At 46.1% G+C, this 22,429-nt stretch carries 21 protein-coding genes; 12 read left to right on the top strand and 9 right to left on the bottom strand.

What is annotated here, in order from left to right; translation table 11 throughout:
* Positions 1–118 precede the first annotated feature (118 nt).
* Entirely contained in the window at positions 119–1,096 is a 978-nt protein-coding gene (locus tag QUA57_RS08810; RefSeq protein WP_333060346.1) for a YegS/Rv2252/BmrU family lipid kinase, read from the top strand.
* 43 nt (positions 1,097–1,139) lie between these two features.
* Here QUA57_RS08810 and QUA57_RS08805 read toward each other — a convergent pair whose 3' ends face one another.
* On the bottom strand, positions 1,140–1,496 hold the full coding sequence (locus tag QUA57_RS08805; RefSeq protein ID WP_006631047.1) for a hypothetical protein: 357 nt from the start codon (positions 1,494–1,496) through the stop codon (positions 1,140–1,142).
* 483 nt (positions 1,497–1,979) lie between these two features.
* On the opposite strand from QUA57_RS08805, the gene QUA57_RS08800 reads away from it, so the two are divergent.
* From QUA57_RS08800 to QUA57_RS08790, 3 genes are read left to right on the top strand one after another with little or no spacing between them, the layout of a single operon-like run.
* Positions 1,980–6,437 (top strand): WD40 domain-containing protein, encoded by a 4,458-nt coding sequence (locus QUA57_RS08800; RefSeq protein ID WP_333060345.1) that lies wholly within the window; start codon positions 1,980–1,982, stop codon positions 6,435–6,437.
* Positions 6,438–6,456: 19 nt separating this feature from the next.
* Positions 6,457–6,696 carry a hypothetical protein gene (locus QUA57_RS08795; protein WP_333060344.1) on the top strand — a complete coding sequence of 80 codons (240 nt, stop codon included), beginning with the start codon at positions 6,457–6,459 and terminating at the stop codon, positions 6,694–6,696.
* The gene (locus QUA57_RS08790) at positions 6,684–7,106 is read left to right on the top strand and encodes a PIN domain-containing protein (RefSeq protein ID WP_333060343.1); all 423 of its coding nucleotides are present in this window, start codon (positions 6,684–6,686) and stop codon (positions 7,104–7,106) included. Before QUA57_RS08795 ends, QUA57_RS08790 begins: the two co-directional genes overlap by 13 nt.
* Before the next feature lie 197 nt (positions 7,107–7,303).
* Here QUA57_RS08790 and QUA57_RS08785 read toward each other — a convergent pair whose 3' ends face one another.
* Entirely contained in the window at positions 7,304–9,031 is a 1,728-nt protein-coding gene (locus tag QUA57_RS08785; protein WP_333060342.1) for an ABC transporter ATP-binding protein, read from the bottom strand.
* A 299-nt stretch (positions 9,032–9,330) separates the two neighbouring features.
* Positions 9,331–9,771 (bottom strand): FxLYD domain-containing protein, encoded by a 441-nt coding sequence (locus QUA57_RS08780; protein WP_333060341.1) that lies wholly within the window; start codon positions 9,769–9,771, stop codon positions 9,331–9,333.
* Positions 9,772–10,004: 233 nt separating this feature from the next.
* Between QUA57_RS08780 and QUA57_RS08775 the strand changes: the two genes are divergently transcribed.
* Positions 10,005–10,196 (top strand): tyrosine-type recombinase/integrase, encoded by a 192-nt coding sequence (locus QUA57_RS08775; RefSeq protein ID WP_333060340.1) that lies wholly within the window; start codon positions 10,005–10,007, stop codon positions 10,194–10,196.
* A 332-nt stretch (positions 10,197–10,528) separates the two neighbouring features.
* Here the strand turns inward: QUA57_RS08775 and QUA57_RS08770 are convergent, their stop codons facing one another.
* The 3 genes from QUA57_RS08770 to QUA57_RS08760 form a co-directional block, all read right to left on the bottom strand.
* Positions 10,529–11,350 carry an ATP-binding cassette domain-containing protein gene (locus tag QUA57_RS08770; protein ID WP_333060339.1) on the bottom strand — a complete coding sequence of 274 codons (822 nt, stop codon included), beginning with the start codon at positions 11,348–11,350 and terminating at the stop codon, positions 10,529–10,531.
* A 62-nt stretch (positions 11,351–11,412) separates the two neighbouring features.
* Entirely contained in the window at positions 11,413–12,237 is an 825-nt protein-coding gene (locus QUA57_RS08765; protein WP_333060338.1) for an SbmA/BacA-like family transporter, read from the bottom strand.
* A 618-nt stretch (positions 12,238–12,855) separates the two neighbouring features.
* Positions 12,856–14,559 carry an NAD(P)/FAD-dependent oxidoreductase gene (locus QUA57_RS08760; protein ID WP_333060337.1) on the bottom strand — a complete coding sequence of 568 codons (1,704 nt, stop codon included), beginning with the start codon at positions 14,557–14,559 and terminating at the stop codon, positions 12,856–12,858.
* A 93-nt stretch (positions 14,560–14,652) separates the two neighbouring features.
* On the opposite strand from QUA57_RS08760, the gene QUA57_RS08755 reads away from it, so the two are divergent.
* Entirely contained in the window at positions 14,653–15,567 is a 915-nt protein-coding gene (locus tag QUA57_RS08755) for a PPC domain-containing protein (RefSeq protein ID WP_333060336.1), read from the top strand.
* A 183-nt stretch (positions 15,568–15,750) separates the two neighbouring features.
* Here QUA57_RS08755 and QUA57_RS08750 read toward each other — a convergent pair whose 3' ends face one another.
* Both QUA57_RS08750 and ribD read right to left on the bottom strand, forming a co-directional pair.
* Positions 15,751–16,362: a hypothetical protein gene (locus tag QUA57_RS08750; protein WP_333060335.1), complete on the bottom strand. Its 612-nt coding sequence runs from the start codon at positions 16,360–16,362 to the stop codon at positions 15,751–15,753.
* A gap of 52 nt (positions 16,363–16,414) precedes the next feature.
* Positions 16,415–17,590 carry a bifunctional diaminohydroxyphosphoribosylaminopyrimidine deaminase/5-amino-6-(5-phosphoribosylamino)uracil reductase RibD gene (ribD, locus tag QUA57_RS08745; RefSeq protein WP_333060334.1) on the bottom strand — a complete coding sequence of 392 codons (1,176 nt, stop codon included), beginning with the start codon at positions 17,588–17,590 and terminating at the stop codon, positions 16,415–16,417.
* 193 nt (positions 17,591–17,783) lie between these two features.
* On the opposite strand from ribD, the gene QUA57_RS08740 reads away from it, so the two are divergent.
* Both QUA57_RS08740 and QUA57_RS08735 read left to right on the top strand, forming a co-directional pair.
* Positions 17,784–18,644: an FAD-binding domain-containing protein gene (locus tag QUA57_RS08740; RefSeq protein ID WP_333060333.1), complete on the top strand. Its 861-nt coding sequence runs from the start codon at positions 17,784–17,786 to the stop codon at positions 18,642–18,644.
* Between the two features lie 90 nt (positions 18,645–18,734).
* Entirely contained in the window at positions 18,735–19,148 is a 414-nt protein-coding gene (locus QUA57_RS08735; protein WP_333060332.1) for a hypothetical protein, read from the top strand.
* An 80-nt stretch (positions 19,149–19,228) separates the two neighbouring features.
* Here the strand turns inward: QUA57_RS08735 and QUA57_RS08730 are convergent, their stop codons facing one another.
* Complete coding sequence (locus QUA57_RS08730; RefSeq protein WP_333060331.1) at positions 19,229–19,768, bottom strand: cyclic nucleotide-binding domain-containing protein; 540 nt, start codon at positions 19,766–19,768, stop codon at positions 19,229–19,231.
* A 148-nt stretch (positions 19,769–19,916) separates the two neighbouring features.
* On the opposite strand from QUA57_RS08730, the gene QUA57_RS08725 reads away from it, so the two are divergent.
* From QUA57_RS08725 to QUA57_RS08710, 4 genes are all read left to right on the top strand, one after another.
* Complete coding sequence (locus QUA57_RS08725) at positions 19,917–20,213, top strand: hypothetical protein (protein ID WP_333060330.1); 297 nt, start codon at positions 19,917–19,919, stop codon at positions 20,211–20,213.
* A 213-nt stretch (positions 20,214–20,426) separates the two neighbouring features.
* Positions 20,427–21,536 carry a hypothetical protein gene (locus QUA57_RS08720; RefSeq protein ID WP_333060329.1) on the top strand — a complete coding sequence of 370 codons (1,110 nt, stop codon included), beginning with the start codon at positions 20,427–20,429 and terminating at the stop codon, positions 21,534–21,536.
* 232 nt (positions 21,537–21,768) lie between these two features.
* On the top strand, positions 21,769–22,044 hold the full coding sequence (locus QUA57_RS08715) for a hypothetical protein (protein ID WP_333060328.1): 276 nt from the start codon (positions 21,769–21,771) through the stop codon (positions 22,042–22,044).
* Positions 22,037–22,378 carry a type II toxin-antitoxin system PemK/MazF family toxin gene (locus QUA57_RS08710; RefSeq protein ID WP_333060327.1) on the top strand — a complete coding sequence of 114 codons (342 nt, stop codon included), beginning with the start codon at positions 22,037–22,039 and terminating at the stop codon, positions 22,376–22,378. The genes QUA57_RS08715 and QUA57_RS08710 overlap by 8 nt, the downstream gene beginning before the upstream one ends.
* Positions 22,379–22,429: the final 51 nt, after the last annotated feature.

Raw genomic sequence — 22,429 nt, 5'->3', positions numbered from 1 at the left:
AGTTTGATGAGGACTGGAGTTCTCACTACAAACCAATTTGATTGTTGCCAATTGACCGGACATAATATTATCAATGAGCAATTACCAATTATCAATTACCCCTTACCAATTACCAAAGATGAAACGTTCAGCTTGCCTAATTTTCAATCCCGTCGCCGGTAACAGCGACCCCGACCAAGACTTAGCTAAAATTCAGGAACTTTTAGAGCCTCTTATTGACTTAGACATTCGGCTGACAACCCCCGAATTAGACGCAGATCAAATCGCCCGCGAAGCAGTTGATAGAGGAGTTGAGGCAATTATTGCTTGCGGGGGCGACGGCACATTATCCGCAGTTGCTGGGGCGATTGTCGGCACAAATATTCCTTTAGGAATTATTTCGCGGGGAACGGCTAATGCTTTTGCTAATGCTTTAGAGATTCCGAATACAATTGAAACCGCCTGCGAAAATATTTTGGGAGGGTTGACGCGGGTGGTGGATGCGGCGATTTGCAACGGTGAAATGCCGATGGTTTTGTTAGCTGGAGTGGGTTTTGAGGCGGAAACCGTCGAACTTGCCGATCGCGAAATGAAGAATCGCTGGGGAATGCTGGCTTACATTCTTTCAGGAATTAAACAGTTAAACAATTTAGAAAGATTTGAAGCGGAAATCGAAACCGAAGATAGAATTATCAGCCTTACTGCTGTGGCCGTCACCGTGGCGAATGCAGCGCCACCTACTTCCATTTTAGCTCAAGGCCCGGCAGGAATTATTTTTGATGACGGCTTGCTGGACGTGACGCTGGTGGCGCCTCAGAATAAAGCTGGGGCGATCGCAGCTTCTTATCACCTATTGCAAACAGCTTTGAGCGGCAATGCTACGGATCGCGACGACATCGGTTATTTGCGGGCAAAAAAAGTAACAATTAGTGCCGATCCGCCTCAAAAAGTGGTTGTAGACGGCGAAATCATCGGCATGACTCCGGTTTCTATTGAGTGCGTTCCGGGAGGTTTAACTATTTTTGTACCGCGAGTTGAAGAAGATCCCGTGGTAGAAAAACTCACCGGTTTAGCGGACATCGAAATTACATTGAAACCCTTAGATGAAAATTTTTAGCGATACAAACAATAAGAAAGACCGCGCGGGCGGTCTTTTATTTTTAGGCGTCTAAGATTTGGCGAATGCGGCGCTCCAAACGTTCGAGATCGAGTCCGCCTTCATCGCGGCTGATGCGGCGCACGGTGACGTTAACATTGCTCAAATCGGCCAGCAAATCTTGGAGGATTTCTTGTTGCTGCCGAGCTTGAGTTATTTCGCGCGGTTCCTGCACCAAATCGCGAACAATGGTATCTTCGGCGCGCGAAGCAACGATCGGGTCTGCTTCGCCGTCTACGTGCACGAAAGTGCGCCGACCGGGCCCCCGTTCTTCTTCAATTGGTATTACTGCTGTTACTCGGTCGGAGCGTACATATTTGCCAAATCCTAGGTGGACTAAGACAGAAGATTGTATTTTCATAGATAGCAAATTTTATTTGTTAGTTATCTACATTTTAACTCTTAAAAATTGGAAATTACAACTAATATCAGAGCTATATTTACTACAAGATATGTCGGTTTTTTCTCAAAATTATAGTGGTCATCTAAATTAAAAAATGCTAATATTTTTTACTATATTCCCATGCTGCGGCCGGGGTTAAAATATTCGCATAATCCGACAGTACGGCCGGGGTTAAAATATTCGCATAATCCGACAGCACGATCGGGGTTTCAACCCCTGACGGACTGTAGGAAGATGGCAAATCTCGCACTGTTAGATTACTGTAGGAAGATGGCAAATCTCGGATTGTGCGAATCTCGGACTGTCAGTGCGCGACAGTTGGCTGATGGGTTAACATAAAATTAGAGCAGTTTGCGATCGCCCGCAGCGCATTTCAGGGACATAGCCTACCGATTCTAGATTTGAGCATTACTTCCACGGAAAAACAGGAAAGCCTAAATCATGCCAATTAGTCTCGACTTAGTTATCAGCCTCCTGACGGCAATTCCCTTCGGCACTATCAAAGACAAGCTTCAGCGCAACGAAGCTGTTATCAAATTATTAAAAAGATTTAACCTCGATCCGGATGCTCCGCCCGCAGATTTTAGCGGAGTTTATGTTTATACTTTAGTAGAATACGGCGCTGGTAAACCGAAGCAGATTTTAGAACTGTTTCGCCAAAAAGAGATTGAATCAGCATTTCGCAAAGCTTTCGAGTCCGATAGCCCAGCCATTTTAATTCAAGCAGGCGATGAATATCTGAATGAGAGTGCTTTAGGCAAAGAAATTCGAGATTTAGGCATTGACCCCCGACGGGAATTCATGGCATTTGCCGCCGTGTTTATGGAAGTAGCAAAGCGGACGCGGACGCTGGGAGATGTGATGGTGGGAAATGCGCTCGCCTCTTTGCAAAAACGCCTATCTATGGTAATGGATCGCATCGAACGCCTCCCCACTATCGAAGGAATTCGCACCGAATTTGCACGACTGGAAGCTGAAGATTATCCCGCACTTCCCGCTGCAGCATCAACTAATATTCAAAAGTCTAAAGTTTTTATTTTATCGCAACAAGTTCGAGGTTGGTTTGAAACATTAAGTTATCGGTTTGAGAAATATGAAATTTGGGAAGATAACTATTTTGAATGGATTATCAATGTTCCCGTCAGACGCAATCGGTACGATCGCATTTTAGTGCGCGGAATTGCCGGAGAAGCGGGACTCAGAGACATCTCAGCTTTGCGCGAGTCGGTGGAAAGACAGCGCACCGATGAAGGGTGGTTAGTCACAGCCCGCCGCATCAGTCGCGCCGCGCGAGATGAGGTAGAGAAAGCCGAAAATCTTAATTTAGCTTGCTATACTTTTGATGAATTACTCGACCAAGATGCCGATTTCACCGCTTATCTGGATTGGCTAGAAACAGAAATTACTCGCCGAGAAATTGATACCAAATATGTGCCGCTAGCCTGTACGAAAGAAGAAATTGACCCCGATACTCACCGCAAGATAGGCGTGAGTCATTATGACGGGCGAGATGGCTGGATCGAAGGTTATATTGACCTGTGGTTGAATGACCCAGTAAAAGAACATATTTCAGTTTTAGGAGAATTTGGAACCGGGAAAACTTGGTTTGCGATGCACTATGCTTGGATGGCGCTGCAACGCTACCGAGATGCTCAAAAGCGCGGCTTAGAACGTCCGCGTTTGCCGTTAGTAATTCCTTTGCGAGATTACGCGAAAGCAGTTAGCGTCGAGTCGCTATTTTCCGAGTTTTTCTTTCGCAAGCACGAGATACCTTTGGCGGGTTATTCGGCCTTTGAACAACTGAATCGCATGGGCAAATTTCTGCTAATTTTCGATGGTTTTGATGAAATGGCCGCTAAGTGCGATCGGCAGGAAATGATTAACAACTTTTGGGAATTAGCAAAAACCGTCGTTCCCGGCGCAAAAGTCATCCTCACTTGCCGTACTGAATACTTTCCTGAAGCCAAGGAAGGACGGGCATTGTTAAATGCAGAACTGCAAGCATCAACAACCATTTTAACAGGTGAAACTCCCCAATTTGAAGTATTAGAATTAGAGAAATTTAACGACGAGCAAATTGGGCAAGCCCTGTCATTTCAAACAGAAGCGGCGACTGTAGAAAAAGTGATGGGAAACCCGCAGCTATTGGATTTAGCGCGTCGCCCGGTGATGACAGAGTTAATTTTGGAAGCATTGCCGGATATTGAAGCTGGAAAACCCGTCGATATGTCGCGGATTTATCTGTATGCGGTCCGGCGGAAGATAGAGAGAGATATCAAAGCAGAACGCACTTTTACTTCTTTAGCAGATAAGCTTTACTTTTTGTGCGAACTGTCTTGGGAAATGCTGTCTACCGACCAAATGAGTCTCAATTATCGCGGTTTTCCCGATCGTATTCGCAGCTTGTTTGGTTCCGTCGTGCAGGAGGAAAAAGACTTAGACCACTGGCACTACGACATGATGGGTCAAACGATGCTAATCCGCAATGCAGATGGGGATTATACTCCGGCGCATCGTTCGTTATTAGAGTTTTTTGTCGCTTATAAATTTGCAGCGGAATTGGGAGTTTTGGCTGCCGACTTTACCGAATTAGTTGCGCCTGAACAGTCTTGTGTCAATGATGCAGCGCCTCAATCATACACTTGGTCTAATTATTGTCGGCTTCAGGCCCATAAGAGAAATAAGAACGAACTTATCGCGCCTTTGAAGGGATTTGTTGCTGAAGATTTAGATCAACTTCTTCAGAGTTTCGGACAAGCACCACTGACGAAAGCAGTCATGGACTTGTTGTTGCCGATGGTTTCTGAAACCGGGGTTTTGCCTCTTCTAGAAATTCTGGCAGCAACGCGAGGTAAAACTGAAACCGAAGTAGGCTACGTGGGAGGGAATGCGGCAACTCTGTTGTTAAAAAAGGACAAGACTGCTTTAGAAGGTAAAGACCTCTCTAGTGCAGTTATTTTAGGTGCAGATTTTACAAATGCGACGCTGCGCCACGTCAATTTGGCTGAAGCGAATTTGGCTAATTCAGCTTTTACTAAAATCTTCGGCAGTGTTCGCTCAGTAGTATTTAGTCCAGATGGCAAACTGTTAGCTACAGGTGATAGTGATGGCGTAGTTCGCCTGTGGGAAGCTAGCAGTGGCAGAGAAATATTGACCTGTAAAGGACATACCAACGTGCTGGAGTCTGTCGCCTTCAGTCCAGACGGCGAGATACTTGCTAGCGGGAGTTATGACAAAACAATTAAGTTATGGGATGTCAAGACTGGTGAATGTTTAAAAGTTTTGCGGGGACATACCGAATCAGTAATGTTTGTCACCTTCAATTCTGATGGAAATCTACTTGCTAGTGGGAGTTTCGATCGCACAGTAAGGTTATGGGATACCCGCAGGGGTGAATGCCTCAAAACTTTGCAACACCATACTAAAGTTGTATTTTCAGTTGCTTTCCATCCTGCTGGCGACATACTTGCCAGTGGCAGCGGCGACAAAACAGTGAGGCTATGGAATATCGGTACTGGTGAATGTGTCAAAACTTTGCAAGGTCATACTAAAAGTGTGTTTTCAGTTGCTTTCCATTCTGCTGGTGAAATACTTGCTAGTGGCAGCGGCGACAAAACAGTGAGGCTGTGGAATATCGGTAGCGGTGAATGTCTCAAAACTTTGGAGGGACATTTGGATCAAGTCCGGTCAGTAGCCTTCAGTCCAAATGGCGAAATACTCGCAAGTGGAAGTTACGATCAAACAGCGAAACTCTGGGCTATTAACAGCGGTGAATGCTTGAATACTTTGCAAGGGCATTGTAATCAAGTAGGGTCAGTGGCTTTCCATCCTGCGGGTGAAATACTTGTTAGCGGTAGTTATGACCAAACACTGAGGCTGTGGGCTATTAACAGCGGTGAATGCTTGAATACGCTGCAAGGCCATAGCACTCAAGTAAGGTCAGTAGCCTTTAGTCCAAACGGTGAAATTCTTGCCAGCGGCGATGACGAACAAACTGTTAGGCTGTGGGATGCCAACACTGGTGAATGCCTCCAAATCTTGCAGGGTCATCTCGATCGGGTACATTTAGTTGCCTTCCATCCAAACGGTGAAATACTTGCTAGCGGAAGTTATGACCAAACGCTGAGGCTGTGGGATGTCAAAACTGGTGAATGCCTCCATATTTTGCCAGAGGATGGAAAAGAAGTACGGTCGATCGCCTTTAGTCCTTCGGGTGAAATACTTGCCAGTGGTAGTTATGACCAAACGGTGAGGCTGTGGGATATCCGCAGTGGTGAATGCCTCAAAACCTGGCAAGGGCATAACTGTTCATTATACTCGGTTGCCTTCAGTCCTTTGGGCGAGATATTTGCCAGTACAGGTTATGACGGAAGGGTGAGGCTGTGGGATATCCATACTGGTGAATGCCTCCAAATCTTGCAGGGGCATACCGGTTGGGCACGCGCGATTGCCTTTAGCCAGAACGGTGAAATACTTGCCAGTGGAAGTGTGGATCAAACAGTAAGACTATGGGATATCAACAGCGGTGAATGCCTCAAGATTTTTCACGGGCATACTGATTGGATACGTTCAGTTGCTTTTAGTTATTCGGGTGAATTAGTTGCTAGTGGAAGTGTCGATCACACGGTAAGATTATGGGATATTCGTACAGGTGAGTGTCGAAAAATTTTCCAATATAACACCAGTAGAATTAACTCATTCGCCTTCAATTATGATGGTAAACTGATTGCTATTTGCAGTCGGGATGGCACAATTATGATTTGGGATATTGAGACTGGTGAGTGCCTCAAAATACTCAAAAGTGACAGACCTTATGAACACATGAATATCAAGGGTGTGACGGGTTTAACGGAAGTTGAAAAATCCACGCTCAAAGCTTTAGGGGCTGTGGAAAATTAATCATCGCAAAGGAGGAAGTATGCAGTCAGCAATACGGATTACCACCACAGTTATGGCAGGAAATAAACTTGAAATTCAAGTGCCGCCTGGATCTGTGGGTGAAGAAGTAGAAGTGTTTGTGATTATACCAAAAAAGCCTCAAGGCGGGCGGCGTAAGGTGTTGGAATTGCTTACAGAAATCCGTAGCCGTAATGTCTCCAGAACAGTTGAAGAAATCGATCGGGAACTTCAAGAAGAAAAAAACTCATGGGACAACTAAACCTACCATCCTCTGCTACAATTTACTTGGATACACAAGTCATTATTTACACCGTTGAAGCCAACCAGAATTACTATTCGCTTCTTCTACCCTTGTGGCTGAAGTTTCAAGCAGGTGAAATTGAACTGATGACCAGTGAATTGACGTTGCTGGAAACCTTAGTTTTCCCTCTAAAAAATGCTAACACTATCTTATTCCGTGACTACGAACAACTATTATTATCCTCAGAGATACAGCTAGTTCCCATAACTCAATCTGTACTGATAACAGCAGCTAATTTAAGGGCTAATACCAATCTCAAAACCCCTTATGCTATTATGCTGCGACAGCCATCACTGAAGGCTGTACGCTGTTTCTCACCAATGACAATGGCTTTCGTAATGTTCCAAATCTATCTGTTGTCATCCTGAGTCATGTTTTGGCATCATAATCATAGGCGATCGCATGAATATCACGGGTGTTATGGGTTTAATGGAATGTAAAAAAGCCATGCTCAAAGCTGTAGGGGTTCAGTCCAGAACCCACGGGTAGCCAGAAACCGGGTTTTTTACGAGAATACTTCGTTGAGGCCAGCAGAAACGGCTAAAAACCCGGTTTCTAATGTAGCCTACTGACTAAACTGTTGAGCGTAGTAGCCTGCGTAGCGAGATCCCTTTTCCAGCAACTCCTCGTGCGTCCCAGATTCGACAATTCTGCCTTTTTCCAAAACTAAAATGCGATCGGCTCTCCGCACAGTAGCCAAGCGGTGCGCGATAATAAACACAGTGCGATCGCGCATCAATCTTTCCAGCGCTTCCTGCACTAAACCTTCGGACTCCGAATCCAGCGCCGATGTCGCTTCATCCAAAATCAATATTCTGGGATCGAGCAAAACTGCACGGGCGATCGCAATTCTTTGTTTCTGTCCCCCAGATAAATTTACACCCCTTTCTCCTACCCAAGTTTGATAACCGTCGGGAAACTCACTAATGAATTGATGAGCGTTAGCAATCTCCGCAGCTTTTTGCACATCTTTCAGTTCATAATAAGATCGCCCAAAAGCAATATTTTGAGCAATTGTACCCGAAAATAAAATAGTTTCTTGTGGCACAATGCCGATTTGCCGACGCAGCGTATTTAATGTCACATCTTGAATATCAATCCCATCAATTAAAATTTGTCCCGCTTGCGGATCGTAAAATCTCGGTAACAAGTTTACTAAAGTAGTTTTACCCGCACCGGATGCACCCACGAGAGCAATCATTTCTCCGGGAAGCACCAACAAACTCATGTTTTGCAGAATGGGTGTCTCTGAGTTATAGGCAAAATTAATATTGCGGTATTCGACTTTTCCGGTAACGTGGGGCAGTTCAATGGCACCCGATTTTTCGACTACAGCGGGTTCAATTGCTAATAGTTCAAAAATGCGATCGCTAGAAGCTTCTCCCTGCTTAAAATCTCCGTAATTAGCAGTTGTAATAGCAATGGGGTCAATTAAAAGTGCCACCCCTGCGATATAACTAATAAATTGAGTACCTGTGAGATTTCCTTGAGAAATTTGCCAACCTCCCAGGAAAAAGAGCAAAATCACGCTCATCGCTTCCAGAAAGCCAACTACAACGAACTGAAGTGCTTTTATTCTTTCTGACAAATACTTAGCGCGCCGGTTTTGTTCTGCTTCTTCTGCAAAGCGGGCAATTTCGTAGTCTTCAGCCACAAATGCTTTGATTAAGCGAATGCCGCTGAATACTTCTGTCAGCAAAGCGGATAAATCAGAAATGCGATTTTGACTTTGGCGCGAGTAACTCAGCAGTCTTTCGCCAAACCAGCCAATTAAGATAGCCATCAGCGGTGCAATAATTAATGCACCTAAAGTTAATTGCCAGTTGAGATAAATCATATATCCCAGAACCGCAATTAGCTGCAAAACACAAGGGATAAACTGATGAAAAAATTTATTTACGACTTCGCCAATGCGGTCAATATCTTCGGTGAGGCGGTAGGATAAATCTCCGGTTTTGGCAGTTTCAAAGTAGCCGAGATTTAGTTTTTGCAGGTGGGAGTAGACTTTTTTGCGGATTTCTAAAGCAATAGTCAAAGCTGCTTTTGCCATCAGTGTATCTTGACCGTACTGGGCTGTACCGCGAAGTAGAAATATAATGGCGCTGAGTGCGGCAATTTGAGCGAACCCTTGTAAATCTCCTTTACCTATAAATTTGGCTGTTTCGCCAACCAGCCACGCTATAATCGGCCAAAATATGGTAAATACTACGGTACAAGCTAATGCTTTACCGATGGTTTGTTTTTGGGGACGGAGGTAGGGTAAGATTTGCCAGTATGTCGATCGAGTTTTCAAGATATTTTGCCCTCGCAAATTCTGTTTTTGGGGATCTCTGCAAGAATATTCAAACTTCGCTCCCCCCTAACCCCCCTTACCAAGGGTGGCACAAGATTATTATTCACAGTCCCCCTTTTGAAGGGGGATTTAGGGGGATCTCTGCGTAAGTCATAGAGATATCTGAGCCAAAACATGATAACAGCGATCGTGCAAATCTCAACAATCATTCTTCACCGAAAGCATCCGGGATACAAAGCCCCCGGATTCATCCGTGGGTTAACTGTCCAATTCTTCAATCTAAAATCTAAAATCTAAAATCATTCTTGACCGTCGGCATGAGTAGCCTGTACTTTAGCCCCCGCGACAACTTCGCCCCGAAAGGCGGCTGACTGTCCGGGTGCAAGAGTAACTGGTTCAGCGTAGATAAATCCGTTGTCAATTAAATTGCCTGACTCGTCCAAAACTTCATAATTGACTTTGACATTCTTGATGATTTTGCAGCCTTGATTAAGGACTTGACCGCTGAAAAAGTTGCCGTCGTAATTAGTCACCGCAATAGACACTTTCGCAGCAATGTTGGAACCGGGAATGCAAGTTTGGGAATTTCCTAAAGATGGCTGTTTCTCGCATAACTTGCCTAAGTCTACTGTTTTGCCGTCGGGGGTTTTCATGTAGCAAAACGGCTCGTCAATTTCGGAGTTTTGAGCAATTGTATTTGTAGCGTCTGCAATCAAAGGGCTAGCTGATATCGGGGACATTAGTAAACTAGAGAAAGCTACTGTTAAATGTAAATAAATCATGCTTTTTTAGGCAAGTTAGGAAATTAATTGCTACAATACAATACAGCTAAAATTTAGGCTAGCATATCTATATTTAGGGGGCGTCGCACTCACGCTGCATAGTGCTATAATAAGACATCAAACTTTAGAAAGTAAAGTAAAGTCATGGTCGTTACTCAAGATAACCCAGGACAAAAACGTTAGAACAGATTGTGGTGTTCTTGAGCAGGAAAGGAGAGCACTTGACCTCATCCCACGTTCTCACAATTGTAGCGACTGCCGGCAAGCGGGCCGAGGTTGAGGGGAAAGTTTCGCCGCACTGGCTAAGGCATTCTCCCGCCAGTCAGGCATTGAAGAGGGGTGTGCCCATCAACTTGGTGCAAGCAACATTGGGACACAGCTAAATTGAGACGACGGGTCGCTATCTTCACGCGCACCCTGCTGATAGTAGCGGGTTGCATCTGCTGGTGTAGGACTAGGGCAGCAGAACTATAACTGCTTTCTCCACTACATCTTTTCAAACAGGGCGATCGCTATCAGTATACTGTGCGTTGGAGTCTTCATCAACTGCTTTCAAGTGATGTCAATGCTATGGCAACACGCTATTGAAAAACTCCTAAAAGGGAAGTGATGGACGGGTACGGTCAAAAGTTACTCTGTTCTACCCGATCGCACGCCTGGAATTTTGAGGCGGATACGGTAAAGACCATTACTTGCAGTTCGGCAATTGCATTTTTCAAGCAAACTCGGCGAGATCGGGGCTGTAATCTTTAGCCGATATCAGATGCCAATTGGTATTACCAACTAGCCTTAAGACCTGCTCGTGATACTGTACCAAAGTCGGACGGTGACCGACACTGATAAAGGCAGTTCCTGTTTCTTTGAGCAACTGATAGAGCCGTCTCTCGTTAGCCACATCCAATGCACTCGTTGATTCATCCAAAATAGCGTAGCGAGGTTTAGTCAGCAGTAGGCGTGCAAATGCTAACCGTTGTTGTTCTCCTAGTGACAAAACATCAGCCCATTCCAATTCCACATCAAATCCACCTACCCGTTCTGGCAAATGGGAAAGATTGACTTGTTCGAGTACTTCGTGCAGTTGTTCATCAGTAACTTGACCCCTGGTGTTGGGATATAGCAATTGGCTGCGTAAGTCCCCTAGCAACATATAAGGCCGTTGGGGCAAAAACAGCGTTTCCTCCGGTTTAGGACGGACAATGCAACCCGTACCCCCATTCCACAATCCTGCGATCGCTCGCATTAACGAACTCTTGCCAGCGCCAGAAGGTCCAACAATCAAGACGCTTTCACCCGGCCCCACCTTGAAAGATAAATCTCTAACTAAGATTCGCTCATAGTTAGGCGTCTCTAAGGTAACCCGTTGGAGGGCTAGATAGTGCTCTTCCACAACATCAATCGTTGCCATGCCGGCTCGAGGTGCTGCCATTTGCTCGGACAGAACCCGATCAAATGTTCCTAAACGATTAATCTGAGTGGTAAAGTTAGTTAGCATATCAAAATGCTCGGCAATAAAGCCCAGGGCACTTAAAATAGACACAAACGCTCCAGAAGCTTGCGTTACCTGCCCAAAATCTATCTGACCCGCAAAGTATCGAGGAGCTAAAAAACTATAGGTAAATTTGTAAATATCATCCCGGTTCCTTGGGTAAACAAACCAAGGTTACGCTGCAAGACAATCAGGTTATTAAAATTATTCAAGACCTCATTAAATCGCTGTGATACTGCACTAAATTCACGCTCTTCACCTCGGTAAAATGCAATGGATTCACTGTGGTCTCGAAGATGAACCAAACTATAGCGAAAATTTGCTTCTCGTTGTAACTGATTGAACTTTAATCTACTTAATATCTTACCTATCAAGATAGTGAAAACAGTTCTAAAAGCAGCCAGTATAAATACAACTAAAGTCAGTGCCTTGTCAATTGTAAAGAGAACGCCGAGAAAAGAAATTATTGTGACAACTTGGTTGAATAATAATCCCCAAATATCAATATTTTGCTTAACAAACAAATTAACGTCTTCAGCTAAACGCTGATCGGGATTATCAACCTTATCATTGAACTTAATTTTGTAGAAACCTTGATTGCTAAAATATTTCTTCAGTAAGTGATTCGTTAGCCACTTTCGCCAGTAGAGTTGCAGTACATTTTGCGAATATAAGAAGAAAACCATAATGGGCGTGAATATGGCAAACAGACCCAATAGCATCAGCCACATCTTATAGAAGTCTGAAACATTCTTTCCCGTGACTGCATTCATCAAGTCCCGCATAATATAGCTCTGGACTATGCCCACAGCATTGAAACCTAGCATTAATAACATTATGAGGGCGAACAACCCCCTAGCTCCCCATTTTTCTCTGGAAAAGAAGTAGGGGTTTGCGATCGACCAAAACAGCTTTACCGACTGCTTCAATTGATTCATCTTTTCTGATGGGTAGGAAAAATTGTGCTTTGGTGGAAACTACCTGTAGCGGATGGGGCAATTCTCATCGTTCTTGTCCATCAGCGACACCTGCTATGGGTGATGCTCCCGTGGTACTTCCCTAATGATGCTCGGATAACTTCAGGATTTCTATCTTAAGGTAGATGACACATCTTAAACATCAGTAATTTTGCTGAGTTAACGGAACTTACCCCGTGTGCGGGGTAAGTTCCGTCTGAAACCATTGCGAGGTGAGACTTGCCCGGAGCCTCCAAGTCTTTTACATGACTACAATCTCTTACAACCCTTATGTGGCTGGGTTTTTGCTTAAATTCATCATTTATAGAACAATACTCTCGCCCTAAATATTGAGAAAATCTTAAATACATGACTACGGTTTGTCGGCAGTCAAGTCGCTAAAGCCGAGACGGGACAAAGAATACAGCCCCCAGAACTACCCCCGCAGGGGGTAAGTTGCGATTTAAAATCAGTAAAATGGCTTTAAGCTGTTGGGCATCTAAATTGTATTTTTGGGCGGGCTAGAAGCCCACCCCACAAGAATTAGATGCACGGGCTAGGAGCAACGGCAAACAAGCATTAAATACGCACCTGGCGAGATTATCTAATACTCGGCTTCCTATTCCTAAGATTCTGCGCTCCGGGAACTTTCCGGCTGGGACGGCGATTGTTCAAATTACTCGCAGTTCGAGCATTCAAAGCATCAGCAGAAGGTATCAAACCCAAGTCTTGCAAAATTTCAACAGCCGCCCTTTGTCCAGTTTCGCAACCGCCTTCCATGTAACCTTGATTTTCCAGCGAAGTGTGTTCCCCGGCAAAATATAAATTGCCAACTCGTTCGCCTTCAACCCCGTACATTTGCGTCCACTGTCCGACTAAATAGCAGGAATAAGAACCTTTAGAAAAGCGTTCTCCCGGCCAATAAGCTCGCACAGCTTTGCCCGATCGCAAATTTCTCACTCCGGGAAAAACTCTTTCAAATTGGTTCAAAAATCTTTGTGCTTGGTCTTCGGGAGTTCCCGCACCGATCGACAAACCCTGCTTTCCTCCTGTAAAATTAGTAACTAAACCGTTAGGAGTAGGAGCAAAAGGCGTAGCTTCCCAGGTATTCTGGAATCCTAAATCGCTATAAACAGAAGCAGTCGATCGATAAGGTTCCCGCCAAATTCGGCTGCGGTAGCCGGTAATTAACTTAGAATTAGTACCGTAACCCAACTGCTCGATCGCCCTGCGCTTTGGTTGGGGCAAAGGTACGTTAATTCTAACGTCTCGCAGAGTGCTAAACGGTAAAGTTAACAAAACTCGCTCGTAAGTGCGCTCGAAGGCGCTTTGTCCCGATCGCAAATTTACCCGATAGCGGCCATCCGGCAAAAGAGTAATCGCTTCCAAAACCGTCCCCGCCTCGATCGAACCAGACAATTGACCCGCCAAACGGTTGATAATTTGACTATTACCGCCGTCAATTTGATAACGCTCATCGCTGTTGCCGTACAATTCAAAACTGCCCGGTTCAGAACCGATTAAAAACAGCAGATTTAACGCCGACTGTTCTTCAGGATCTCGACCGTATTCCGTCGTGTAAGCAATGCGGAGTAGCTGCCGGACAATCGTGCTAGTCTCAGCTTGGTCTACATATTCAGCGATCGAAAGATTGTCCAATCTTTCCGCTGCTTCTGTAAAATCTTGATAGCTAATTTCATCGCCAACCGCCTCCAAATCAGCAGTAATTTTACTTGCTAGCGGCGCAAAATCAGCGATTATTTGCTCAAGAGAAAAGCGGCGCCCTTGAAAGAAAAAAGTATCCTTCACCAGTCCACTCTGCACTTGGGCTAAGTCGATCGCCCGCAAACCCAATTCCGTCGCCAGCGAGATTAAATTAGTGTGGCCGGTGTCAATAAATTCTCCCCCCAGATCCGCCGGAATCAGCGTTCCAGCCACCTTGGGAATAGTGCGAATCCGCCCCCCCACGCGGTTAGTTGCCTCGATTATATCGGCGCGCACACCCGCTTGGCGCAAGCGATAGGCCGCCGTCAAACCCGCAATCCCCGCACCCACAACCAAAATCGGCGATCGTCCGCCCTGTTGAGCAAAAGCTCCCCCTCCCTCCCTGGTAAAAGTCGCAGCAGCGACAGCCCCCGCAGCAGCTAAACCTCCGTGCAGCAAGCGGCGCCGAGATATGGGAGAATTGGGAATGCCAGCGCTCAGCATCCCCAGCAGTTCATCAGCCGGAATGCCCGTTTCCCTTGATTTCTGAGCAATACTCGCAGCGCGGCGCAGCATTGCCATCAGTCCAGATTTAGCCATAATTAAGACATCCTCACAAAACAAAACTTTGATGTAAACTGGATTCTCGATCGTGCAATTTCCAGACTAAAGTCCAGAGAGATTTTTTTAATAATGCTAACCCTCAGAACACTGTTCGACAGCAAATTTTATCTCGAAAACAACCCAGATGTGGCCGTAGCAGTTGCCAGAGGCACGGTATCGAGTCCCTTCGATCACTACCGAAAAATTGGCAAATTTGAAAATCGCGACCCGAATGCCCTGTTCGACGCCAGCTATTATTTAGACACCAATACAGATGTAGCGGTATCAGCCAAACTCAATGGCTTTTCAGCAGCCGATCACTTTATTAGATTCGGTCAATTTGAACGACGCAACCCCAACCCTTTCTTCGATGTTGGTTTCTATTTAGCAAGCAACCCCGACGTGCAGACAGCAGTCCAAACAAATCAATTTACCCCTTTTGAACACTACTTCAAAGCCGGTCAATTAGAAAACCGCAAAGCCAGCGTTTTCTTCGATCCCAGCTTTTATCTAGAAAAATATCCGCTGGTAGCAGCAGCAGTCAATAGTGGCGCAGTTAAAAGTGCGATCGACCATTACATTCAATTCGGTCAACAAGAAGGACTGTTGAGCACTCTCCCCGATCCCGCCGACAATTTGAACGCAGCAAAAAGCCTGGGCATTCTGACAGAAATTCAAACTGCGAGCGATTTTGTGGGAGCTGCTGAACCAGCCGACATTTACAGTTTCATCCTCAATACTCCTAGCCTTTTCAGTGTAACTGTAGACGGTTTGAGTGCAGATGTTGATGTTGAATTAATTCAAGATCTCAACGGCAACGGCGCAGTTGGATTAGATGATCTTATTGCTTCGTCTAACAATTTAGGCACGGCTTCAGAAACAATTGTCAGCAATGGGGCTTTACCTGCGGGGACTTATTTTGTCCGCGTTTCTCAATTTCAAGGCGATACAAATTATGACTTGAGATTGCTAGCAGCTCCCTCAGTAATACCGCCCCAATTTTAAATCAAAATAACGTATATAGCAAGCCTAAATTACCCAAACTAACCCAGACTTCTCCTCACTTCTCCTCTCTTCCTTCGCGGTCTTTGCGCCTTCGCGGTTCGTAAAAAAACATCGGGTTTACAAATGATTTAGACTTGCTATAAAACAGGTTGCAAAAAGGGCGAGCGCCAATTTGCCCAGGTTTCACTTATTAGTTGCTGGCCCGCTGGGAGAAGGCAAAGATTGAACAGGTGTCGGAGGCCAATTAGAGCGACTTCTGGTGAGAGTAGTAGACACCAAAGCATAGCCCAAAACAGCAGGAAGCACGATCGCACTCAGAAACACGATCCCCGCAGCCCAAGTCATCGCATTCGAGATCGGGCCGTAATGAGTGCGGTAAGGGTCAAACGTTGGTAAATTCTGCCTCGGGGCGTCCCGCAGCGCGATCGGACGTTTGAACCGCACCCGCCTGTCGTCGAGTTTTTCGAGCAAAATCCAGCCAGCTTCCGCCTCTTCCCCGCACAGCTTGTGAAAAATCGCCGGATTGCGGAACAAATCGTTGCTAGCCCGCACAATCTTGTACTCCCAAACCGTCAAATCAACAGAAGTGGGATCAGATTTAAGATTGCCCTTGGAGCGCGCATTTTCAGGTGCATTAAAATTATCCTCTTGAGATTCGTACCGAGTCAAAACTTCCTCCTCCTCATCGCATTTTTGCCCCGCATCTAATTGCTCGTGGCTCACCAAAAGACCCACAAGCGCAGCCTCTAAGCCGAGACTGCCAATCATCAAACTCCAAATCAGAATTTCAACCATAAAAGGAGTTAAAAGTTAAAAATCAAAAACTCAAAAGACTCGCTTTTAACTTTCAATCTTTAATTTTTAAATAGCCTTCCACCACACAATCTGCACCCACTGTGCGCCAAGAAACCCGCTCTAAAGTCAAAGCATCAGTCATTGCGGAAAAGCCCAAATCTCCTACAGGAGTTGGAGCACCTTGACCACCGACAATTTTAGGAGCAATAAAAGCCATAATTTTTTGAACGGCACCCTCAGCAATTGCCTGAGCGGCTAAAGTGCCACCGCACTCCCAGAGTACAGAAAGAAAAGATCGATCGTACAAATAAGCCATAACATTTGCCGGTGTCAGAGGCGAGAGTTCCACAACTTCCACCCCTTTGGCAATCAAAAATTCCTGAAATTCCGGGTTAACCCCAGGCTCAGTCAGCACCAAAGTAGCCGCCACAGAGGTTTCCCACAACCAAGCCGACTTCGGCAAATCCAAAGTGCGGCTCATCACCACCCGCAAGGGATTATTCCTATCAGGCTTGTGACTCGTCAGTAGGGGATTGTCTAGACGCACCGTATTTCCCCCAACAATCACAGCATCGCAGCCGACGCGCACCCGGTGTACCTCGCTCCGAGCCTCCTCGCCTGTCACCCAAGCGCTGTGGCCGCTACTGGTAGCAATTTTACCGTCCAAAGTCATTGCATATTTCAAAATGCCAAAAGGCCGGCGGTACAAAATCCGGTGCACAAAAGCCTCGTTGAGTTTCTGGCAAGCTTCCCCTTCCACTCCCGCCACCACTTCAATGCCAGCCTCTCGCAACCGAGCTAGCCCAGTTCCAGCTACCAAAGGATTCGGATCGACCATGCCAGCCACTACTTTTGCCACCTTGGCCTTAACTAAAGCTTCAGAACAGGGGGGAGTCCGGCCGTAGTGGTTGCATGGTTCCAGGTTCACGTAGACGGTCGCTCCTGCGGCGAGTTCCCCCGCTTCCCGGAGCGCAAAAACTTCGGCGTGAGGTTGACCGACACCGGGATGAAACCCTTCGCCGACAATCTTGCCGTCTCGGACAATTACAGAACCGACAAGGGGGTTGGGTGCGGTTTTGCCCAGAGCACGGCGAGCCAATTCTATGCAGCGGCGCATCATGGCTCGATCGAACTCTTGAACTTCGCTGTTTTCCAGTTGTTTTGTACCTTGCTGCTGTCCGTTAGCTAAGCTGGCGATCGCTTTAGCGTCCGCCGGAAAAGTTTCCATGAGATTTTGGTATGATATCTATCCCTGAGTGTACTGACTTTGATGCTAATTTTAGCTGCGAACCGACGATCAATTGCTGCTGGGGCAAACTGTACGTTACCAGGATCAAGCGGGCAATTTAGGGTGATCGACCCCGCAGGCCCGAACAAATAGCTTTAACATTAAGAAACAATAGCAGGTGCTTGAGAAAAGAATGAGTCAGGACATGGAGCGGGAATTTGCCAGCCGCGACGAATTAATAGCCTACGTGCGTCAACAGTTCCCCGAAGCCGCCGCCCGGGACAGCAGCGTACCCCCGATCCTAGGCGGGCGCAAAGCAGCCGAGACAGCCCTGCAACAAATTGACCCCGGCAAGTACGCCTCAACCCGCAATTTCCTCAACGGTGCGGTAACGCGCTTGTCGCCCTATTTGCGCTACGGCGTTTTGAGTCTTGCCGAAGTCCGGGATGCCGTGCTGGAGAAGGTGCGGCATCCAGAAGAGGCAGTGAAACTTGTCAACGAGTTGGGTTGGCGGGATTATTGGCAGCGACTGTACGTCGAATTGGGCAACGGGATTTGGCAAGACCGGGAACCCTACAAAACTGGTTACACTGCTAAAGATTACAGCGAAACTCTGCCACAGGATGTCGTCCAAGGCACGACTGGTTTGGTTTGCATCGACAGTTTCAGTCGCCAGTTGCGAGAAACTGGTTATTTGCACAATCACCAGCGGATGTGGACTGCCGCTTATCTCGTACACTGGCGTCGCGTGCGCTGGCAAGCCGGAGCTCGCTGGTTTTTGCAACATTTGCTAGATGGAGATCCGGCGAGCAATAATCTTTCTTGGCAGTGGGTAGCAAGCACTTTTAGTCACAAACCTTATTTTTTTAATCGGGAAAATTTGGAGCGTTACACTAAGGCGGTTTATTGTCGCGATTGTCCTTTTTATGGGCAATGCGATTTTGAGGGAACTTACGAATATTTGGAAGGGCAGTTGTTTCCTCATGGAGAAAAGGTCGATCGTAGCGGCGGTTCTAAAAGTTGGCAAGACTTTCAAAAGCGCCGGAAAAATTAAGGAAGTTCGGCAACCGATTCGCTTTATTCGGATTTAACGGATTTAACACCCATTCTCAATTCTCAATTACCAATTACCAATTACCAATTTATGAACAATCCGATTATTTGGCTGCACGGTGACTGCTTGAGTCCTGAAGGCCCGGCTTTTAAAGCGCATCCAGAGGCACCGGCAATCTGGGTTTGGGATGATGCGCTGATTGATGAATGGCAGTTAAGTCTCAAACGAATGGTGTTTATTTACGAATGTTTGCTGGAGTTGCCGGTAGTTATTCGGCGGGGCGATGTGGCTGGGGAAGTTATAGCTTTTGCTAAAGAATCCGGCGCGAATCAAGTGGTGACTGCGGAAAGTCCCAGTCCTCGGTTTCAGGATATTTGCCGGGAAATTAATCGATCGCACCCAGTAGAAGTTTTGCCGCCGGAAGCCTTTGTCCGCTACGATGGTTATATTGATTTGAAGCGTTTTTCTCGCTATTGGCGCGTCGCTGAAAAATATGTTTTCTAATGGGAAATTGGGATTGGGAAAGGGTAACTAGAAATTGGTGTTAAATCCATTAAATCATGTACACTGCTCGTTGCCGAACTTCAACTCCCCTTCAAACGCTCCAACAGCCATTGAAATCTCGATTCAGCCAAATCTGGATTTTCGACATTTTGCGGGATGGCGTCCTCGTCGTCGGGCTCTTCATATATTAAACCATCACTATCATCGCCAAAGCGTTTGACTGTACCCCGCAGTCTCGACGACAGAAATTTGGTAATCGCCCGATAAAACCGCAGGGAAAAAAGCACGTCTTGCTCGAGTTTTTCAGTTAGCAGCCGTCGGGGAATTGACAGGATGAGGCACTCTTCAATTGCCGTGACGCTAGCAGAAGGAAGCCTCCCGTCTACAAAAGACATTTCGCCTAACACTTCGCCGGAAATAATTTTTCCAATTTCTTTGCCGCCTAAAGATGATACAGCAACGCTCAAAGTTCCCTCCAGAACTATGTACAGGGCGTCTAAGGGCTTCCCTTCGGTGATCAGAGTTGTGCCGGGGAGGACTTGGGTGCGGGTGCCGTTGGCGAGCATCCAATCGATGTCGCGATCGCTCAATTCGCCTAATATGACTAGAACTTTGCTCATAAAGTCAGGTTGAGATCAGATAATTTGTATTTTTTTACTTGTTTACTTGCGTGCTGTTGTGAGATGGTCAGACCCTGAGCGAAAGCGAAGGCTAAACTTTACAAATAGAACACTAAATTTTACACAATTTTCATAATATTCATTAATTTTGACACGAGCGACCCACAAATATTTCTCGGATCGGTGGTATTATTCTACATTAATTGTCATGGACTGTGCAGCAGCCGATCTCGTTGTATTAACTGCACTTGCTGTGGACGGCGGGGCTGCCAAAACTGTTTTGAAAGCTTGTTGTCTTTTGGTTTCGAGCTGGTGCGCCCTCAAAAACCGGGTTTTTCCGGCGTGGCTGCCAGTGCAGCGCCCCCAAGTACAGTCTTGTAGAATGCAAGCGAGGCGCGCGATCGACCCCTCAATTAAACAGGAGCAAGGGTGCAATCATCCCTAGGATTGATTTTTTGCTGATCGATCTGTAAATTAAAATTAGCCTCTAAACCAACCGTCCGTTCTTGAATCTAATCAGCTTGAGAGTTGACTATTCAACGGTAAAATGCCAATCTAGGAACAACACAACTCATATTTGTGTCTTTTTTTAGCAAAGCTCTCGACGGTCGCCCTCAAACACTTACACTTTTAACACACCCTTCATTGAGGAGTTTCTATGAATAGTCTATTTTCCAAGTCTACTTTTGCGTTAATAAATCTTGCAGCTTTAGCTGTTTGTTGCAGTACCATGTCAGCGAAAGCTGAAACTGGCAACTTGCCCGATGTCGCTACAACTGCAACAATAGCCGCTCAAAATATTGACCAAATTTCTGAGCCGACGGCAACTTCCGCAGTTAAACCCGACGCAGAAACAACGGCTAGTAATAAAAAAATTGATTCTATCAGTTGGAGCGAACTAACAGAAGCAGCAGAGCCAGCAGCCTCCGAACCGGACGCCAACTTGCAAGTATCTATTGCTGAACCCGAAAAATCGGAAGCAGCAACATCTGAAATTGCTGAGATAGAAACAGCGCCAAATACATCCATTGCTGCTGAGACTGAAAATTCGGAAGAAACCGCTAAAATTGCTGATAATGGTGTCAAAGTGCAGTCAACAGTCGAGACTGCCAAAAAGAGCGAGCGACCTACCTCAATTGTTGCCGAGAGCAATAATCTTGAAGTAACAGCAACGAAGGAAGAAAAAGAAGTCCAAACAGCACAAGAATTGTTGAGCAATCCTGTCAGCACTTCCGCCTCAGCTTTGACAAACCAACCGAAGGTTGCTGAAAAACCTGCAACTGTCTCCGAAGCAACTGAAAAAGTGGCTCAGGGAACTCAAATCCGACCAGGCCGAGCTACCCGTTCTGGGCCCAGCTACATCGGCATTGGCGGCAATGTAGGTTTTGGCGGAGATTCAGCCTTAGGCGACGGTTCATTTGCGATTATTAGCAAAATCGGTTTGACGAACAATTTGTCGGTGAGACCGACTGTTTTGTTGCGCGACAACTTAACTCTTCTAGTTCCCGTTACCTTCGATTTTGTATCTCAAGAGACCGTCGAAGTCAGCGAGGATTTTGTGATTAGTGCTGCTCCCTATGCAGGTGCTGGCGTGATAGTTACTACCGGGGATGACGGTAATTTTGGCTTCCTGATTTCGGGGGGTGTAGATGTGCCGCTGACGACAAATTTAACAGCAACAGCGGGATTGAATATTGGTTTTGTTGACGGAGCTGACGTGGGATTGTTAGTCGGTGTCGGCTATACGTTCCCGAATCTTGTTAGGTAGTGTTGCTGTTTGAGCAAACGCAGGACAAATAAATATGTGCGGGGTTGGCTGTAGGAATACAGTCAACCCTTTTTGATGATGGAAAATCTGTTAATGCGATCCATGTAGGGTGGGCCATCAGCACAGACCGGTAATGTAGGGTGCGTCATCAACACAGAGCGGCGATATTGATTTTTGTGAAAGATATAATGATGGTGCGATCGCACTTTCTCACCCACCACCCGAAAAAACCGTGACCAAAACAGAAATCTTAGCAGCACTCAAAAATCTGACAGCAGAAGAACGCCTAGAAATCATCGAAGCAGCTTCGCGGATGATGCGCGAAGAAATAGAAGAAAAAGCCCAGCGCAAAGCTGAGAGAAAGCGGAGACTCAGAGCCGCAGCAGAAGCAGCGGTTCCTTTGTATGAACCAGGAGGGCCGCTGCACGATTTGTGGTCGCCCGACAGCGAACCGTATTTCGATTCCGAGGAAGAATACCTGAGCGCAGGGGTAGAGACTAATGCGTAAGGGCGAAGTGTGGCTTGTCAGACTAGATCCAACGGTGGGAGATGAAATTGGCAAAACTAGACCTGTTGTGGTTGTCAGCGATGATGAAGTGGGAAATTTGCGGCTCAAAGTAATTGTTCCAATTACAGCATGGAACGATCTTTTTTCCCCGCTTGATTGGATGGTGCAGCTCGAACCGACATCAGAAAATGGCTTGGCGAAACTCTCCGCCGCTGATACTTTTCAAGTCCGTTCCGTCTCGCAACAAAGATTTGTCCGACAACTCGGAACCCTGTCCGAGACAATTATGGAAGAAATTGCAGAAGCACTGACAATTGTTCTGGATCTGGATTGAATAACTAGGCAACAGCGTACAAATAGTGCTATTTATAGATAGATTGTATGG

This window comes from Microcoleus sp. Pol7_B2 (assembly GCF_036701035.1).
In the GTDB taxonomy this organism is placed as follows: domain Bacteria; phylum Cyanobacteriota; class Cyanobacteriia; order Cyanobacteriales; family Microcoleaceae; genus Microcoleus.
The sequence above is the reverse complement of the archived record's forward strand: the minus strand, read 5'-3'. Positions and strand labels throughout refer to the sequence as shown.

Coding starts and splice junctions, on each gene's coding strand:
- QUA57_RS08765 (WP_333060338.1), bottom strand. CDS start 12,237: ATGAATCAATTGAAGCAGTCGGTAAAGCTGTTTTGGTCGATCGCAAAC.
- QUA57_RS08810 (WP_333060346.1), top strand. CDS start 119: ATGAAACGTTCAGCTTGCCTAATTTTCAATCCCGTCGCCGGTAACAGC.
- QUA57_RS08795 (WP_333060344.1), top strand. CDS start 6,457: ATGCAGTCAGCAATACGGATTACCACCACAGTTATGGCAGGAAATAAA.
- QUA57_RS08755 (WP_333060336.1), top strand. CDS start 14,653: ATGCTAACCCTCAGAACACTGTTCGACAGCAAATTTTATCTCGAAAAC.
- QUA57_RS08790 (WP_333060343.1), top strand. CDS start 6,684: ATGGGACAACTAAACCTACCATCCTCTGCTACAATTTACTTGGATACA.
- QUA57_RS08780 (WP_333060341.1), bottom strand. CDS start 9,771: ATGTCCCCGATATCAGCTAGCCCTTTGATTGCAGACGCTACAAATACA.
- QUA57_RS08710 (WP_333060327.1), top strand. CDS start 22,037: ATGCGTAAGGGCGAAGTGTGGCTTGTCAGACTAGATCCAACGGTGGGA.
- QUA57_RS08760 (WP_333060337.1), bottom strand. CDS start 14,559: ATGGCTAAATCTGGACTGATGGCAATGCTGCGCCGCGCTGCGAGTATT.
- QUA57_RS08730 (WP_333060331.1), bottom strand. CDS start 19,768: ATGAGCAAAGTTCTAGTCATATTAGGCGAATTGAGCGATCGCGACATC.
- QUA57_RS08805 (WP_006631047.1), bottom strand. CDS start 1,496: ATGAAAATACAATCTTCTGTCTTAGTCCACCTAGGATTTGGCAAATAT.
- QUA57_RS08735 (WP_333060332.1), top strand. CDS start 18,735: ATGAACAATCCGATTATTTGGCTGCACGGTGACTGCTTGAGTCCTGAA.
- QUA57_RS08720 (WP_333060329.1), top strand. CDS start 20,427: ATGAATAGTCTATTTTCCAAGTCTACTTTTGCGTTAATAAATCTTGCA.
- QUA57_RS08750 (WP_333060335.1), bottom strand. CDS start 16,362: ATGGTTGAAATTCTGATTTGGAGTTTGATGATTGGCAGTCTCGGCTTA.
- QUA57_RS08800 (WP_333060345.1), top strand. CDS start 1,980: ATGCCAATTAGTCTCGACTTAGTTATCAGCCTCCTGACGGCAATTCCC.
- QUA57_RS08740 (WP_333060333.1), top strand. CDS start 17,784: ATGAGTCAGGACATGGAGCGGGAATTTGCCAGCCGCGACGAATTAATA.
- ribD (WP_333060334.1), bottom strand. CDS start 17,590: ATGGAAACTTTTCCGGCGGACGCTAAAGCGATCGCCAGCTTAGCTAAC.